This window comes from Terribacillus saccharophilus (assembly GCF_002272075.1).
Lineage (GTDB): Bacteria > Bacillota > Bacilli > Bacillales > Amphibacillaceae > Terribacillus > Terribacillus saccharophilus_A.
In genome coordinates this window covers 19,179-34,215 of sequence record NZ_NPBJ01000006.1, presented here as the reverse complement: position 1 = coordinate 34,215, position 15,037 = coordinate 19,179, and the positions used below count along the sequence as shown (strand labels likewise).

Sequence of the window (15,037 nt, the reverse complement as noted above, 5' to 3'; positions counted from 1 at the left end):
ACGATGATAAGAATTGCTGTGATAGATGATCATGATATTGTTAGAAAAGGGCTGATAGCTTATTTAGAAACAGAGGACGGATTTGACGTCATCGGCCAAGCGAGCAGCGGTCGGGAAGGTGTCAAGTTAGTTCTAACGGAAAAGCCAGATGTCGTACTCATGGATTTGATCATGGAAGATGGCACGGGGATAGAAGCTACCAAAGAGATTATAAAAGCAGGGTCTGCCACTAAGATTATCATTCTCACCAGCTTCTATGACGATGAACAGGTTTTTCCGGCTTTGGAGGCAGGAGCATTCAGTTATATGCTTAAAACATCAACAGCCGAGCAAATTGCCGAATCCATTAGAAAAGCAGCCAAAGGTGAAACGGTAATGGAGGCTGCTGTTGCGGCGAAAGTGATGAACAGCTTTCGCCAGAAAAAACAGCTCCTGCATGATCATTTGACCGAAAGGGAATTCGAAGTACTGTGCTGTATCGGCAAGGGAATGACGAATCAGGAGATTGCGGATAAGCTGTACATAGGCATCAAAACAGTTAAAACACATGTGAGTAATACATTGGCGAAACTGCAAGTGAATGATCGGACGCAGGCAGCGGTGTATGTGCATCAGAATAAATTGCTGAAGTATTAACATAATAGCATGCTGATACGTTTGGGTTAACAATTAATCTTAGTAGATACCCGCTATACTTCTGGTACCAATGAAAAAGAATGCTATATGAGCATTCTTTTTTAAAAAAATGCTTCAAACTGCTCTTCAAAAAAAGGAATGATGTTACTTTCTATATCTGCTACATGTTATTGCTGTTTGAAGCTTCATATAGTTATAGACAGTTTTTGCATGTCGTCCTTCTTGTGTGCGGGAATTGATTAGAGGACGCAGCCGATTCAAAAACATCTGGTCGCATTCACATCGATTACCATGTTTTCGATAGCACATATCATGCTGTTTACATGCAGCATCTACCTTGTTTACTGGAGCACCAGGGCCGCTGCAGCCAGGACCGCACCAGTTATATCCAGGGAAAATACAGAAGCGGAAAAACCTCTGTGGCATTATAAGACCTCCTTATAAGAAACTCTATAGTCCAACCTATTCACAATGTATTCAATTTGTATAAGCGGTTATCATATTTCAACAAATTCTTGAGGCTTTTTTTAGTGTTGCTATGTGAACCGTGCAGGTTATGGGAGGAAATCTGGGTAACTGACATCGATATAGTACATATATCTTTAAAGTATAAATACTCCTATAAAAAAAGCCGCTAATCAGCAGCTTTTAGTCGAAAATAATATTCTTTTATAGTACTTCATGCAATAACGCAGTGTTTCCACTTTTAGATAAGGGTTTATTTTAAAAAAGGCAGCTTTACTTATTTGTCGCAAATACTCTCGAAAGGAGTGGGCGATTCTGATTCCACATTACGTTGACTGGAATACCAAAGAACTCTGAGAGCCGCTCGCTTGAGATCATGTCAGTTGTACTTCCGGAAGCAAAGACTTTTCCATCCTTAAGCAAAAGTGTTTGGTCAAAAGTAGGTAATATCTCTTCAATATGATGGGTTACATAGATGATAGTAGGTGCGTCAGGTTTTTTACTGATTCTTTCAATGGATTCCAATAATGATTCACGCGCTAAAAAATCCAATCCGTTAGCAGGTTCATCTAAGATAAGCAGGGGAGGATCTGCCATTAGAGCTCGTGCGATTAAAACACGCTGTTTTTCTCCGAGTGAAAGTGTTTCGTAACGTCTATTTGCATAAGCGAAACAGCCCAGATCATGCAGCAGCTGTGCAGCTCTTGTTCTCATTTTATCTGTAGGTGTTTCATAGAGCCCGATGGATGCAAAAGCACCGCTAAGTACAACTTCAAATGCATTATCACCCAAGTCGAACTTTTGTTGAAGAGAAGAGGACACAAAGCCAATTTGTATTCGCAGTTTTTCGGCAAGATAGGTCTTTCCAAACTCCATACCCAAAACACACATGTTTCCGGTCGTGGGGAAGGTGTAGGCATTCAGTAAACTCAACAGAGATGTCTTACCAGAGCCATTCAGCCCGAATAATACCCAATTTTGCCCCTTTTCTATTTTCCAATCAAGATCCTGCAATATCCAGTTACCGTCTCTTTTGAGTGAAACTTTCTCCAACTCTACTATCAAATCTATTACCTCCTACAGACTGTTAGCTATTATGGTCATTAAATCAGAGATATCATATATTTTCAAAACATTGAAATAATTTAGTGTGTGGCGGTATGCTTTACGTTGCAAGTTGCCGCCTATAATGAATATAGCTGTAATTCTATCACAGCATGTTCAGTAATTTGTATAAGTGCGATTTTAGACAAGGTACCTGAAAAAGGTTCCAGCCGTTTCTTGGCTAAATGCTGAACAGCTGACTGTTGATCTAGGTTCAGATGGTTGGCAATAGTCACATGCGGAATCCATTTTTCCGGCGAATAAAGAGAAGATGCAGCTTGCAGGGCATAAACTTCCCGCTGGAATTCTGATAACAAACTGCTCGGATCTGGAAGCAGCAGAAACGAATCGCTTTTTATAAAGCTTCCAAATAACCGGAATCGTAAGGGCAGGGCTTCTGAGAGATCCGCGAATGGCTCAAGTTTTTGCAACAAATCAGAATTAAGTTCTGGGAAGGATGAGAAGGTGAGATGTGGGCGGTGTCCCATGCGCCGAAAAGGGTAATCTGTGATAGCTCTATCTCGCAAATCTTCCCACAATTTCACTATCATACTTTCGGTTACCTCATCAAAATAGCCAACTATCGCGTACATCCGGTATCCTCCATACGTTCCTTTATAAACTCCAGATAATGCCGGACGATATTCACATCGCTTACCTTACTAAGTGTTCGGCTTCCGACAACATCCTCCATTTCATTGAAAAGAAAGCTGCCATTCTCATCGAATAGAAAATCGATGCCAACAAAGCCAAAGTCGTAATGATTGACGATACGTTGGACAAGCTTTTGTTCCTCTGTATTCAATGTGTAAAGAGACGCGCTTCCGCCCAGTGTATAGTTTGCTCTGAAATCCTGATCACTGCTGCGAAGAACAGCAGCAATGATCTCTTTGCCAATTACAAAAACACGCACATCTTTACCAGGTGTCTGAGCTAACTGCTGCATAAGGACAGACTGATCTGCATATTGCTGCTGTAGATTCTGATACTGTGCTTCAGTTTCAACTAAGTGTACTTCTTTTCCACCACGGCCACTTGCCGTTTTCCATACAAAAGGAAAGGCTAGCGGCGGCTGAGGTAGAGGTGCATTTGTCTGCAAATGCATATCAACCATTGGGATATCCAGTTTTGCTATTTCCAGATGTGTTTTGATTTTGTCGTTAGCAAGAGCAGCAATCTCAGCATTATTAAAGCAGGTGATACCCGCTTGCTCCAACTGTGCGGTCAAAAGAGGATCAATTGTCCGAACAATGCTAAAGTCCGGGGTGTCCTGTTTTTGCTTAGTATGTACAGATACTTGTCCATTTCGGAGTGTGACATTCAAGTTGTCTGTATAGACTAACTGTAAGTCTATGTTAAGAGAGACACTTTCCTCAAGGAACCAATCTATAAAAGCGGAATTGCGTTTTGCGTCTTTTCGATCGTAGATCAGCCAGCCTCTCATGAAAGCACCTCTTTAATGTAGGAGATGATTGATTCGGTTACGTCCACCCCTGTACAGTCGTAGATTGAGCGAATATGCGCATTAGAATTCACTTCACATACGAGCGGTTCTTCACCGGGACCGAATAGCAAATCCACTCCTGCAAAATCAGTTCCGACAGCATAAGCAGCTGTAATGGCCAACTCGGACTCTTTTTCGGTTGGCGTATACTGCTGCATGCTGCCTCCGCGTGACACATTCGCTCTGAAATCTGTATCAGAGGTACGGATCATAGAAGCGACAATCTTGCCGCCGACGATATTGATTCGTATATCTCTGCCGTGACTTGTTTGGATATATTCCTGCAAGACGAATGGATTCGTTCCTATTTCGCTAATCTTCTGGTGTAATGCCTCTTTATTGTGGATCAGATATACTTGTTCTCCGAATGAACCGAAAGCTTCCTTAACGACCATCGGAAAGCCGAGCTCCACAATGGCGGGATTAAAAGTATCCAGTTGTATCGGCATTGTACCAGGGAATATCTTCGGTGCGATAATCGTTTTTGGAATTCTTATCCCTGCTTCAGCTAGTGCCTGGTACATAAGAATTTTATTATCGCAGACGGCAATCGATTTGCTGGAATTATAAAGCGGAATTCCCATTGCTTCGAGCTGCTGGGCAAGCGGGATATCCTTGTCGCTGAAAACGACAAAGTCCGGCAGTTGTTGTTCATCATTAAGCAGGCTGTTGTCTGTTCCGACCATACCAAGCAACGCGTTATTTTTAATGATTTTCATTTCAATACCTTGGGCTTTGGCAGCACGCTGTATCCATTCAGCGAAATCAAGAAATTTCTTACCGCCAAGATGGCCGTTATAAATGACCCAGCCAAGTTTTGGTGTAGCCATAACTGTAATTCCTTTCTTTAGGTGATGCCCAACAAATGAAGAAATTATTTCTATAGTGGCAGCACAAACTAGTTTGATATAATAGTCAATTATACATGGAAGGAGATGCTTTATGTTTGCAAACCTAGCAGAAGCAGAAGCTTTTTTAACGAGCCGCAGACATCTTGGCATCAAGCCGGGACTGCATCGGGTGCAGCAGCTGCTGCAAGCATCAGACAATCCCGAACGTCGAATGAAAAGTATACATATAGCTGGAACGAATGGCAAAGGTTCAACATCGACGTTTCTAGTTAACGCATTAACATATAACGGATATAAAGCGGGAAGCTTCATTTCCCCAACCCCTGGAGGATTCCTCGAGAGCATTCAAGTAAATGGCCAATGGATAAGCGAGGAAGCATTCGTCATGGAATGTAATGCACTTCTTTCTACTATAGAAGAGATGGATCGACAGGACAATCATCCGAGTGAATTCGAAATTCATGTGTGTATCGCGTTTTCCTATCTAGCAAAACATGCGGACATTAGTGTGATAGAAGCTGGTATGGGCGGACGCGGTGACGCGACGAATGTCCTGCAGCAGCCTTTACTCAGCATTATTACCAATATCGGACTCGACCATCAACGTTTCCTTGGGGATACGATTGAAAAGATTGCCGAGGAAAAGGCTGGGATTATCAAAGTTGGAGCCCCGGTCATAAGTGCGGTGACTCAAGATGAGGCGAGAGCAGTTATTGAGAAGCAAGCGAGAGCGTTAGCAGTGCCGATTAATTGGATAGAAGCAGATGATTCTGACCGACTTCACATTAATCCGCAAATGAAAGGAGCTCATCAACGGGTGAATGCGGCACTTGCCGCAGAGGCATGTCATTTGCTGCAGGAGATGGGATTCCGATTAAACATTGATAAAGTCAAAGAAGCTATAAATCAAGCTAAGCTTCCTGGCCGATTTGAACTTGTGGAAAATGTTCCAACAATCATCCTGGATGGTGCGCATAACGCAGAAGGGATGGCTGCTTTTATCGAAACGGTGAAACAAAATTACCCGAATAATAAAGTTGAAATATTGTTCAGCGCTTTTCAGGACAAGCCATTTGCACAAATGATTCAGCAGCTTCAAGAAATTACAACTGATATTACTTTGACAACTTTCGATCATCCACGTGCAGCAGATATAGAGACTTTGTCAGAAGCATATACGGCAGTAGAAGTTACAGGCGATTGGCAGGAATGGGTTAAGCAGCTCTATAAAGACTACAAAACAGACACTGTCTATTTTGTAACAGGTTCCCTGCATTTAATCTACCAAGTCAGAAAGTATATTGTTCAAAATAGAAAAATGTGGTAGTTTAAATTATCTGAATCTTTATATGTGTACGGATGATAGGAAGGAAGAAGCTAGATGGTGAACAGCAGCAAGAAACGATGGATCTGGGCAGCTTGGGCTATCATTTGGCCAGCTTCCCTTTTTCTTATCTATCAACAGACAAATTTGGACAATTTTAAATGGCTTGATTTAGGTGCATTTACCGCACTGGCTGTCATTGTGGCTCTATTTCCGATCATGGTCAACCAAATTCCTGTCTTTTTCCTGAATGGTATCACGCTTGTCATTTATTTAAATTTCGGTTTGTTTGTAGAGATGATCATTACGACAATCAGTGTCACGATCGTGCTGCTGCAAGTGCGCATGACGAAACAAGACCTGTTTCGCATTCCGTTGAATTATGTGATGTTTTTCCTGATGAGTGTCTCGGCAGCGGGAGTATACAGGTTATTCGACTTCCCGGTAACTGCTGCACAAGCGTTGGATACACCAATGCATATAATTGGTATCCTGGCATACTCCATGACACTGTTCATGATGAATCATATCCTTATTACACTGACCAGAAGATATATTTACGGCAAAAGAGATAAGTTCTTTGAACGCAGCTTTTTCTGGGAATTCATGACGACTATCTATATCCTGCCAGCAGCGCTGCTTCTGCATATACTTTATCATGAAATTGGTGCAGTGGCTGTCGTGTTTATTGGATTTTCAATTGTCAGCACATCTTATATATTGAAGCTTTATTATCGAAGCAGAAGCATGAACGAGCACCTTCGTCTTGTAAGTGAGATTGGACATGAATTGACAGCCCAGTTGAATGTTAAAGAAACATTGGATTTATTTATGGAAAGAATCGTATCACTCGTGCCAGCGGATTTAGCTTATTTATATGATGTGACAGATGGCAAGGAACTGAAATTGATTCGGCTGTATGATCCGAAAGAGCGTTCCATTTACAAGCAGGGTGATCGGAAGAAAAAAGGAGAAGGTGTGTCCGGTTTCGTTTGGAAGAAAGGTGCAGGGGTCCGCTATGGAAAACGAAAACAATGGGAAAAGAAATGGAATCTGACAGCTCCACATAGTGAAAGCCTTATGTGTTTGCCGATTGAACGGGATAACCAAGTCGTCGGTATCCTCGTCCTTTTATCTGAACAAAGGAACATTTATGAGAAATATCAATTCATGCTGATAGAGTTACTGGCCAATTTCATGGCAGTAAGTCTGCTCAACGCGCAGCATTACGAACAGACAAAGCAGATCAGTGAGCATTGTGCATTAACAGGCTTATATAATTATCGTTACTTTGATGATGCACTTAAGGGACTATTTCAGGAGCGTGCACCTGAAAATCCTGTGTCGTTGATTATGATGGATCTGGATCATTTCAAGCAAGTGAACGACACGTATGGACATGAAGCAGGTAACGATGTGTTGCGAGAGGTGGCTGCAAGATTGAGCCGGGAGATAGTGGATGAGGATGTGGTTCTAGCTCGGTACGGCGGAGAAGAATTTGCAGTCATCCTACCAAATTGCGGTTCTGCTCGAGCTGCAAAAGTGGCTGATACATTATGGCGCAGCATTACTGCACAACCTTTCCATACAAAAAATACATTAGATTTCGATCAGAACGTCTTATTAAAAATGACAGTCAGTGTCGGGGTCGCATCTTATCCGGAGAACAGTGAAGATGAATTGGAATTGGTTCGGCATGCCGATCGTGCTATGTACGTCGGTGCCAAACAGAAAGGTCGGAATCGAGTAAGCATATACCACGAACTGAATCAAAAAACTGAAAACATTCCTTCGTAAAAGGAATGTTTTTTTTATAAAGTAATGCTTGACGTAACGAAGTGATTAATATATAGTTACTTACGTAAAGTAACTTAATAAAGAAATACCACTGAGGAGGAACAAACATGGCAGTTTTGAAATTAGATAAAGCACACAGCAGTATTTCATTTACGGTAAAACATATGATGGTATCTAAAGCTAAGGGGAAATTCGAAGACTTCGACGTACAATTCAGCGGAGACTTGAATGATTTGAATAGCGCTTCCATCACAGCAACAATTCAAGCAGCTACAATCAACACAGGCAACCCGGACCGCGACGGTCACTTGCAATCCGGAGACTTCTTCGACGCAGCCAACCATCCTGCCATGACATTCAAAAGCAAATCCGTGAAGAAATTATCCGATGATGAATTCGAAATCACTGGAGACTTCACAATTAAAGACGTAACTAACGAAGAAACATTCAAAGTAGAATACAACGGCACTTCCAAAAACCCAATGGACGGCAGCACAATCGCCGGCTTCGAAGTAGAAGGCAAAATCAACCGTGAAGCATACGGCCTGACTTACAACGCAGCACTTGAAACAGGCGGCGTATTGATCGGTAAAGACGTTAAGTTCACTGCTGACTTTGAGTTTGTAGTAGAGTAAGAAGGATATAGGAAAGACCTATCCCTGGGGGATAGGTCTTTTATTTTTGGCATTTTTGGTTGTTGGGGAGGATTTTTAGTTCGTGACCAGTATATGGCTGATCCATTTTAATGTCTCCTTTAGCGCATATAGTGCCACCGCCCCAGTCAGGAGATATTTTACCTTTGATGTGGATGTCACCATCAGCAATTATTTTCGCATTCTGTGGCACATGGACATTACCATTTAAATAAGCATTACCTTTTACGTACATAATGGCATCTTGATCCATGTTAATTGAACCGTTAACAGTTGTATTTTCATGGACAGTAAACTGTCCACCACTGTTGCGTAATGTGATATCGTTACCAAAGGTTGCCGAGCCAGCAATAATAAATTTAGCATTGGATTCAATAAGAGTAGTCCCACCTACTGAAGCATTGCCGTCGAGAGAAAGTTCAGCACTGTTACGTACGGTCAAGCTTTTCTTGAAAGTTCCGGGTCCATTAGCACTCACATATGCACTGCTGTTTAATGTAGTGTCTCCACCCGCATATATATCTTCACCAACTTCAAGACGGGCGTCGTTTTCAAGATTTATATTTCCTGTAATTTCAGCAGCTTTTTCCATTTTCACGGTTGATTGAGAGAACATACGCAGGACAGGTGCAGTCAATTTTCCTCCAGAAATATAAGTACTGAAATTTTGGAACTCAAGATCGGTTTTGTAAGTTGCATCTCCGCCTATACAACTTGCACTCTTCGTAAAGAAATGACCGCTTCCAACTTCGGCATTGCCGTGTACCATTAGAACGGATTGATTATGAGCAGTTAGCTGGTTTGTTATATAGAGTGTTCCAGTTTCTAAAGAGGATTTAGCAAATAAACCTAAGTTTTGTTTTACAGACGTTTTCTGGCCGATATTCGTATCAGAAGATTCTTGGAGATCCAATGAGCCATTTACATTAAAATTATGGTCCACTTCGAATAATATCTTATGTATAGAGACACTGTTTGGAATGGCGAGACTTCCGTTTGATACTTTTACACTATTATAGTTATTCGTATTGAATTGTGTCTCGGAAAGAGTAGTGTCTCCAGTGTATACGCTACTTTCTCTTCCACTACCGTTTCCTTTCCCTTTGTCTGTATTTGTCTTAACGATCTCATTTTCTAATACTTTACAAGTATCGACAAAAGGAGAATCCGTATCTGGTTCTTCGGGTGTTTCTGGTTCCGGATCTTCGTCAGGATTGCTTGGTGTCTCTTCTCCGCCATCTCCGGGATCTTCTTCCCCTTCTCCAGGAGTTATCGGTTCACCTGGTTCTTCTTCATCCTTACCGTCGTCTGGGTTGGTAGGAGGGAGAGTAGGTTGTGAAATAGTAACAGTTAAGTCATCAGCAGTTGGCTTCGTAAAGGCGGTATCTACGTCAAAAGACTCAATAATTTTATCGTCTTCCATTTTAGATATAGTAAAATTTACTTGCAATGTTTGTTTCTCTGGTTGAGAATGAAAGCAATTAGAACTATTTTCATCGTGATAGGAGAAGTTCATCTCACTAATTCTATTACCCGGTGTAAGTTGTAAATGTATATCATCGGTTTGAATGGTACCATTTTCGACACACATATTGTCCAATGTGTCGTTCTCGTAAGCGGTGCGCAGTACTTGTGTTACATAAGTAGCATCATTTCGCAAACTATTCGTTAGTTTAGCATTGCCATTTTGCTGAAGCGCCTGAGCAGTTACTGAAACAGCCGAGATAGTTATTAAACTAAAAAGGACAAGTGCTGCAAGTAGTTCTATTAGTGTAAATCCTTTTTCATTCGACATAAAGAACACTCCCGATATTAAAGATGAGGTGGTATAAGTGAAAGAACAACATGGCTTCACGTTAATTGAAATTTTAGTCAGTATAACTATTCTAGCTATTATCATAATTGCTTTTATTCCTATGTTCACTCAGGCAGCTATTCATAATAGAGTTAATGGTGAATCATTAAGGACAAATGAAGCTGCTCAAGTTGTGGCTTCAAAGTTTGAAACTCTATCAGATATTCAAAAAATAATAGGGAATACTTCAACACTTGCTGAGTGTTCTTCACAACAAGCTTTAGAAACAGTGTCGCTTCCTAAGAATGAAGTAGTAGGAGGTACCCCGTATCAAAGTAAAGTAACTTTATGTAAGTATAACGAGAATAACGTTACAGGTCTTATCCAGGCAGAATTTGAAGTTCAAAATTCTGAAAACACTCCTGTTACTAGAGGTACTGCTATTAAATTTTTGATTAACAAGGAGGAAACCGATGTGCAGACTCCATAATGAAAGAGGGGCCGCTTTGGTACTAGTCCTTTGGATAATTGTATTGCTGACAATTTTAGGAACAATACTTTTCTCGCAGCTTTTGACCACTACCTTACAAATGAATAAACAGGAAGAAGCTACGCTTGAGTCAGATTTGTCCAATATGGCCACTTTGTATGTAAGTACTTTCATCAATCAAAAAAATGCAACACATGATTCTCTGGAAGAGACACTGGGACAGCTGCCAAAAGAAATTGAAATTGATAATAATAAGATCACATTAGAGGCTAATGTAAACGAAAATAACGAGAATGAGATTTTATTAGACATAACCTTTGATGCAACCGATGGTCACAGGAGAGAAAAAATCCCTATTAAATAATAGAATATAACTTCAACGAATATCCGTCTAAAGTATTGCTTTTGGATTTAATCTAAGACTATATTATTAGTAATCTAATAGCAAGAGACCGGAAAAATTTTGTATAAACTTAAGAATGGAAGTGGAATTATGGCTAAAAAGATGAAACTGGGTGAATTGCTGAAGAAAGCTGGACTAGTGACGGAGGAGCAAATTGTAGCTGCTATAAGAGAGCAGCAGCCGGGGCAGAAACTCGGGGATTTGCTACTCGAAAAAGGATACATAACGGAACAGCAATTAATTGAAGTACTAGAATTCCAGCTTGGCATTCCTCATGTTTCTCTTTTCCGCTATCCTTTCCAATTCGAGTTGGTGAAGCTTGTACCGATTCAATTTGCTCGTAAGCATATTATTATTCCGTTAAGCAGAGAGAACAATATCCTAACAGTCGCGATGCATGATCCGATGGACTACTACGCAATCGATGATATGGAAATGTACACTGGGTTTTCCATTAAGCCTGTAATAGCAGCTAAAGCCGATATTCTGGAAGCTATTACTGCTGTTTACAAGGAGGCTGAAACTGGAGAAGCTCGAAATGATGTTGCTGCAGAAGCAGCACCTGCAATTCGAATTGTCGAGCAGTTGATTGCTGCAGGAGTGCAGCTCAAAGCCAGTGATATACATATGGATCCTTATGAAAATGAAGTACAAGTTCGCTATCGGATAGATGGGGACCTTCGCCGTGAAAGAACATTGCCTAAATCAATTCAGGCAGCTGTTGTAGCACGTGTGAAAATTCTGGCTAACATGAACATAACTGAAACACGACTTCCGCAAGATGGCCGAATTAAACTCAAAATGGAAAATACCCATGTGGATTTGCGTATCAGTGTTCTGCCCACAGTATTTGGTGAGAAAGTTGTTATCCGGATACTTGATCTAAGTAATGTAATAAAAGGATTGGACGAGCTTGATTTTAGTGAAGACAACTTTAAAAAATACAGTCATTTAATTGAACAACCATCTGGGCTGATACTTTTCACAGGTCCAACCGGATCAGGTAAATCATCAGGACTTTACGCATCAATTAACCATTTGAATCGTGAGCAGTACAATATCATAACCGTTGAGGACCCTGTTGAATTTGAGTTACAAGGTGTGAATCAGATGCAGATTAACAGCAATATCGGTCTAACCTTTGCAACAGGTCTGCGTTCAATCCTCCGGCAAGATCCAAATATCATCATGGTCGGAGAAATACGAGATAGTGAAACTGCGGAAATAGCAGTTCGCGCATCACTTACCGGTCACCTTGTTTTCAGTACATTACATACAAATAACGCTATTGCATCTATACCACGATTAATGGACATGAAAATTGAACCGTACTTGGTCGTTTCTTCAGTTTCCGGTGTTGTGTCACAGCGGCTCGTTAAACGAATTTGTCGAGATTGTAAGGAAGCTTACTCCCCATCATCAGTGGAAGCAGAGTTGTTGGGACGACATAGCTTAGATAATGAAATTTTATACCGAGGTAGAGGATGCAACAGTTGCAAGCAGACAGGTTATAAAGGGCGAATGGCAGTTCATGAGCTGCTTGTTGTAGACGACCAGATACGTGATTTACTAATAAAGAATCGCTCAGTAGATGAAATCAAACAAGCTGCAATAGAAAATGGCATGAAAATGTTAATTGATGATGGATTAGAGAAGGCATTACAAGGAATGACAACAGTGGAAGAGGTTCTGCGGATTACCGTGGATAGTTAAGGAGAGGCAAGATGAAAGAGACATTTGATGAATTATTAATTACTGCTATGGAAATTAAAGCTTCAGATATTCATATGACGGTTGCTGTTCCGCCAGTTTTTCGTGTGCATGGTGTGCTAAGGCGCCATCATAGTGAAAACCTAACTCCTGCTGATACGGAGCAGATGGCAAAGGCGATCTTGAGTGAGAAATTGTGGGAGCGGTTTAAAGAGGTAGGGGAAGTAGATCTTTCCTATAGCATTCCAGGAGTCTCTCGTTTTCGTATTAATGTATATCATCAACGCGGATGTGTGTCATTAGCAGTAAGAGTAGTGCCAAGGAATGTACCGACTCTGGAAGATCTTGATTTACCGGATGTGCTGAAGGTTCTGTCGGGCAAGCCACAGGGTCTGCTACTAGTGACCGGACCTACTGGAAGCGGTAAAAGCACAACATTGGCTGCAATGATTCATCATATGAACACCAGCATGCAGCGGCATATTATTACTCTAGAAGATCCTATTGAGTACTTACATAAGCATAATCAGTGCATTATTGATCAACGTGAGGTTGGATTGGATACAGATAACTTCGCAAATGGTTTACGTGCTTGTTTGCGGCAGGATCCGGATGTAATCCTAGTAGGGGAGCTTCGAGATTTGGAGACGATTTCGACAGCAATTACAGCTGCAGAAACAGGGCATCTTGTACTGGCAACACTGCATACGAGTTCCGCTTCACAAACAATAGATCGAATTGTGGATGTATTCCCAGCTGAACAACAGCCGCAAATCCGTATTCAGCTTGCCAGCGTATTAACTGCAGTATTGTCGCAGCGTTTAGTGAGACGTTCTGATGGACAAGGAAGAAAAGCACTGACTGAACTGCTAATCAGTACATCAGCCATTAAGAATCTAATACGTAACGGTAAAATGCATCAAATTCCGAGTATCATGCAGACTTCGCGTGATCAAGGAATGCACACGATGGATATGAGTATTCGCAAGATGGTCGCTTCAGGAATAGTTACGATGGATCAAGTAGCGCCATTTTTGGAAGAGTGGGGTGTTTAAATGCATTACTTTCAATACAATGCCCGAGACATTCTCGGTAAACCCAAAAGAGGGAAAGTCCAAGCAGAAAGTCGTGGAGAAGCATTAGAGAAGCTTCAATCACAGCAAATGATTGTCTTTGAGTTAAAAGAATTGAATCGTACTTTGAATAAAGAACTATCATTTGGTAAAAGAGTGAAGAAGAAGGAATTTATTATCTTTCTTCGCCAATTGTCCACTTTGATAGAGGCTGGTGTACCTTTGGTGGAGGCAACAGGTTTATTGCAAGAACAGACAAAGGACAAGTTTTTAAAAGAGACTCTTAAATATGTGCGTTCAGATTTGGTCGAAGGTGTCCGTTTCTCAGATGCTGTTGCAAAGCATCCTAAAATATTTCCGGAGTTATTCGTAAACATGATCCGAGCTGGTGAAGCGAGCGGGGAACTGGATGATGTTCTAAATAAGATGGCTGTCTATTATGAGAAGCAATATGATATGCGACAGAAAGTTATTACAGCTTTGAGTTATCCGGTACTTGTTGCGTTTGTTGCAGTTGCTATATGTATAGCGCTTTTAGTTGTGGTCTTTCCTCAATTTACAAGCATGTTCGAAACTATGGATGCCGAGCTTCCTACGTATACAGCATTTGTACTAAGCTTATCGGAAAGTATGCAGAAATACTGGTATTTTGGGGTACTTTTCTTATTGCTTTGTGTAGTGTTATATCGAATAGTTGTATCTAAGCCAAAAGGTAAGCTGTTCATGGACACTGTGAAATTAAAGATTCCAGTACTAGGCAGCTTCTATCAAAAAGCAATTCTTGCTCGAATGACAAGAACAATGAGCTCACTATTGGAAAGTTCTGTACCGATTCTTGATACTTTACAGATCTCTAGTCGGATTTTGCAGAATAAACTTATGGAACATATAATCCAAGATTGCTACGAAACAGTTGAAAAGGGTGACTCGCTTGCTACCCCGATGGAGAAACATTGGGCATTTCCGCCAATGGTCACGCAAATGATTCGAGTTGGAGAGAAATCAGGTTCATTGGATAGCTTACTCCACCGGGCGGCAGACTTTTACGAACAGGAATTGGATTATGCTGCTGAAAGGTTGAAGGCGATGTTGGAGCCTATTCTAATCCTAATCTTATCAGCTATGGTTGGAAGTATTGTAACAGCAGTAGTTATTCCGATGTTTTCATTATATGAGAACATACAGTAACAAATAACTATAAGAACGACAGAATAACTGTAAATTTTTCATGT

The 15,037-nt window shown here is 41.0% G+C and carries 15 protein-coding genes; 9 read left to right on the top strand and 6 right to left on the bottom strand.

Features of this window, described 5'->3' with window-relative positions; genetic code table 11:
• Positions 1-3 precede the first annotated feature (3 nt).
• Entirely contained in the window at positions 4-636 is a 633-nt protein-coding gene (locus CHH48_RS05065) for a response regulator (protein ID WP_095218238.1), read from the top strand.
• A 144-nt stretch (positions 637-780) separates the two neighbouring features.
• Here the strand turns inward: CHH48_RS05065 and CHH48_RS05060 are convergent, their stop codons facing one another.
• From CHH48_RS05060 to CHH48_RS05040, 5 genes are all read right to left on the bottom strand, one after another.
• A complete protein-coding gene (locus tag CHH48_RS05060) occupies positions 781-1,062 on the bottom strand; it encodes a phospholipase (RefSeq protein WP_095218237.1) in 282 nt (93 codons plus the stop codon).
• 312 nt (positions 1,063-1,374) lie between these two features.
• The gene (locus tag CHH48_RS05055) at positions 1,375-2,166 is read right to left on the bottom strand and encodes an ABC transporter ATP-binding protein (RefSeq protein WP_095218236.1); all 792 of its coding nucleotides are present in this window, start codon (positions 2,164-2,166) and stop codon (positions 1,375-1,377) included.
• Between the two features lie 119 nt (positions 2,167-2,285).
• A complete protein-coding gene (locus CHH48_RS05050; protein ID WP_095218235.1) occupies positions 2,286-2,798 on the bottom strand; it encodes a 2'-5' RNA ligase family protein in 513 nt (170 codons plus the stop codon).
• Positions 2,786-3,649: an ATP-grasp domain-containing protein gene (locus CHH48_RS05045; RefSeq protein ID WP_095218234.1), complete on the bottom strand. Its 864-nt coding sequence runs from the start codon at positions 3,647-3,649 to the stop codon at positions 2,786-2,788. Before CHH48_RS05045 ends, CHH48_RS05050 begins: the two co-directional genes overlap by 13 nt.
• Complete coding sequence (locus CHH48_RS05040) at positions 3,646-4,539, bottom strand: ATP-grasp domain-containing protein (RefSeq protein ID WP_095218233.1); 894 nt, start codon at positions 4,537-4,539, stop codon at positions 3,646-3,648. The genes CHH48_RS05045 and CHH48_RS05040 overlap by 4 nt, the downstream gene beginning before the upstream one ends.
• 112 nt (positions 4,540-4,651) lie before the next feature.
• Here CHH48_RS05040 and CHH48_RS05035 point away from each other — a divergent pair, with 112 nt between their 5' ends.
• From CHH48_RS05035 to CHH48_RS05025, 3 genes are all read left to right on the top strand, one after another.
• Positions 4,652-5,887, top strand: a complete 1,236-nt coding sequence (locus CHH48_RS05035) for a bifunctional folylpolyglutamate synthase/dihydrofolate synthase (RefSeq protein ID WP_095218232.1) — start codon at positions 4,652-4,654, stop codon at positions 5,885-5,887.
• Between the two features lie 54 nt (positions 5,888-5,941).
• Complete coding sequence (locus tag CHH48_RS05030; protein WP_095218231.1) at positions 5,942-7,681, top strand: sensor domain-containing diguanylate cyclase; 1,740 nt, start codon at positions 5,942-5,944, stop codon at positions 7,679-7,681.
• Between the two features lie 107 nt (positions 7,682-7,788).
• A complete protein-coding gene (locus CHH48_RS05025) occupies positions 7,789-8,316 on the top strand; it encodes a YceI family protein (RefSeq protein WP_095218230.1) in 528 nt (175 codons plus the stop codon).
• Between the two features lie 40 nt (positions 8,317-8,356).
• Here CHH48_RS05025 and CHH48_RS05020 read toward each other — a convergent pair whose 3' ends face one another.
• Positions 8,357-10,129, bottom strand: a complete 1,773-nt coding sequence (locus CHH48_RS05020; RefSeq protein WP_176466365.1) for a type II secretion system protein — start codon at positions 10,127-10,129, stop codon at positions 8,357-8,359.
• 37 nt (positions 10,130-10,166) lie between these two features.
• On the opposite strand from CHH48_RS05020, the gene CHH48_RS05015 reads away from it, so the two are divergent.
• The 5 genes from CHH48_RS05015 (at position 10,167) to CHH48_RS04995 (ending at position 14,993) form a co-directional block, all read left to right on the top strand.
• On the top strand, positions 10,167-10,619 hold the full coding sequence (locus tag CHH48_RS05015) for a prepilin-type N-terminal cleavage/methylation domain-containing protein (protein ID WP_095218228.1): 453 nt from the start codon (positions 10,167-10,169) through the stop codon (positions 10,617-10,619).
• The gene (locus CHH48_RS05010) at positions 10,603-10,983 is read left to right on the top strand and encodes a hypothetical protein (protein ID WP_095218227.1); all 381 of its coding nucleotides are present in this window, start codon (positions 10,603-10,605) and stop codon (positions 10,981-10,983) included. Before CHH48_RS05015 ends, CHH48_RS05010 begins: the two co-directional genes overlap by 17 nt.
• A gap of 129 nt (positions 10,984-11,112) precedes the next feature.
• Positions 11,113-12,735, top strand: a complete 1,623-nt coding sequence (locus CHH48_RS05005) for a GspE/PulE family protein (protein ID WP_095218226.1) — start codon at positions 11,113-11,115, stop codon at positions 12,733-12,735.
• Positions 12,736-12,746: 11 nt separating this feature from the next.
• Positions 12,747-13,787 carry a type IV pilus twitching motility protein PilT gene (locus CHH48_RS05000; protein WP_095218225.1) on the top strand — a complete coding sequence of 347 codons (1,041 nt, stop codon included), beginning with the start codon at positions 12,747-12,749 and terminating at the stop codon, positions 13,785-13,787.
• Positions 13,788-14,993 (top strand): type II secretion system F family protein, encoded by a 1,206-nt coding sequence (locus CHH48_RS04995; RefSeq protein WP_095218224.1) that lies wholly within the window; start codon positions 13,788-13,790, stop codon positions 14,991-14,993.
• The last annotated feature ends 44 nt before the right edge of the window (positions 14,994-15,037 follow it).

Coding starts and splice junctions, on each gene's coding strand:
- CHH48_RS05065 (WP_095218238.1), top strand. CDS start 4: ATGATAAGAATTGCTGTGATAGATGATCATGATATTGTTAGAAAAGGG.
- CHH48_RS05060 (WP_095218237.1), bottom strand. CDS start 1,062: ATGCCACAGAGGTTTTTCCGCTTCTGTATTTTCCCTGGATATAACTGG.
- CHH48_RS05050 (WP_095218235.1), bottom strand. CDS start 2,798: ATGTACGCGATAGTTGGCTATTTTGATGAGGTAACCGAAAGTATGATA.
- CHH48_RS05045 (WP_095218234.1), bottom strand. CDS start 3,649: ATGAGAGGCTGGCTGATCTACGATCGAAAAGACGCAAAACGCAATTCC.
- CHH48_RS05040 (WP_095218233.1), bottom strand. CDS start 4,539: ATGGCTACACCAAAACTTGGCTGGGTCATTTATAACGGCCATCTTGGC.
- CHH48_RS05035 (WP_095218232.1), top strand. CDS start 4,652: ATGTTTGCAAACCTAGCAGAAGCAGAAGCTTTTTTAACGAGCCGCAGA.
- CHH48_RS05030 (WP_095218231.1), top strand. CDS start 5,942: ATGGTGAACAGCAGCAAGAAACGATGGATCTGGGCAGCTTGGGCTATC.
- CHH48_RS05025 (WP_095218230.1), top strand. CDS start 7,789: ATGGCAGTTTTGAAATTAGATAAAGCACACAGCAGTATTTCATTTACG.
- CHH48_RS05020 (WP_176466365.1), bottom strand. CDS start 10,129: ATGTCGAATGAAAAAGGATTTACACTAATAGAACTACTTGCAGCACTT.
- CHH48_RS05010 (WP_095218227.1), top strand. CDS start 10,603: ATGTGCAGACTCCATAATGAAAGAGGGGCCGCTTTGGTACTAGTCCTT.
- CHH48_RS05005 (WP_095218226.1), top strand. CDS start 11,113: ATGGCTAAAAAGATGAAACTGGGTGAATTGCTGAAGAAAGCTGGACTA.
- CHH48_RS05000 (WP_095218225.1), top strand. CDS start 12,747: ATGAAAGAGACATTTGATGAATTATTAATTACTGCTATGGAAATTAAA.
- CHH48_RS04995 (WP_095218224.1), top strand. CDS start 13,788: ATGCATTACTTTCAATACAATGCCCGAGACATTCTCGGTAAACCCAAA.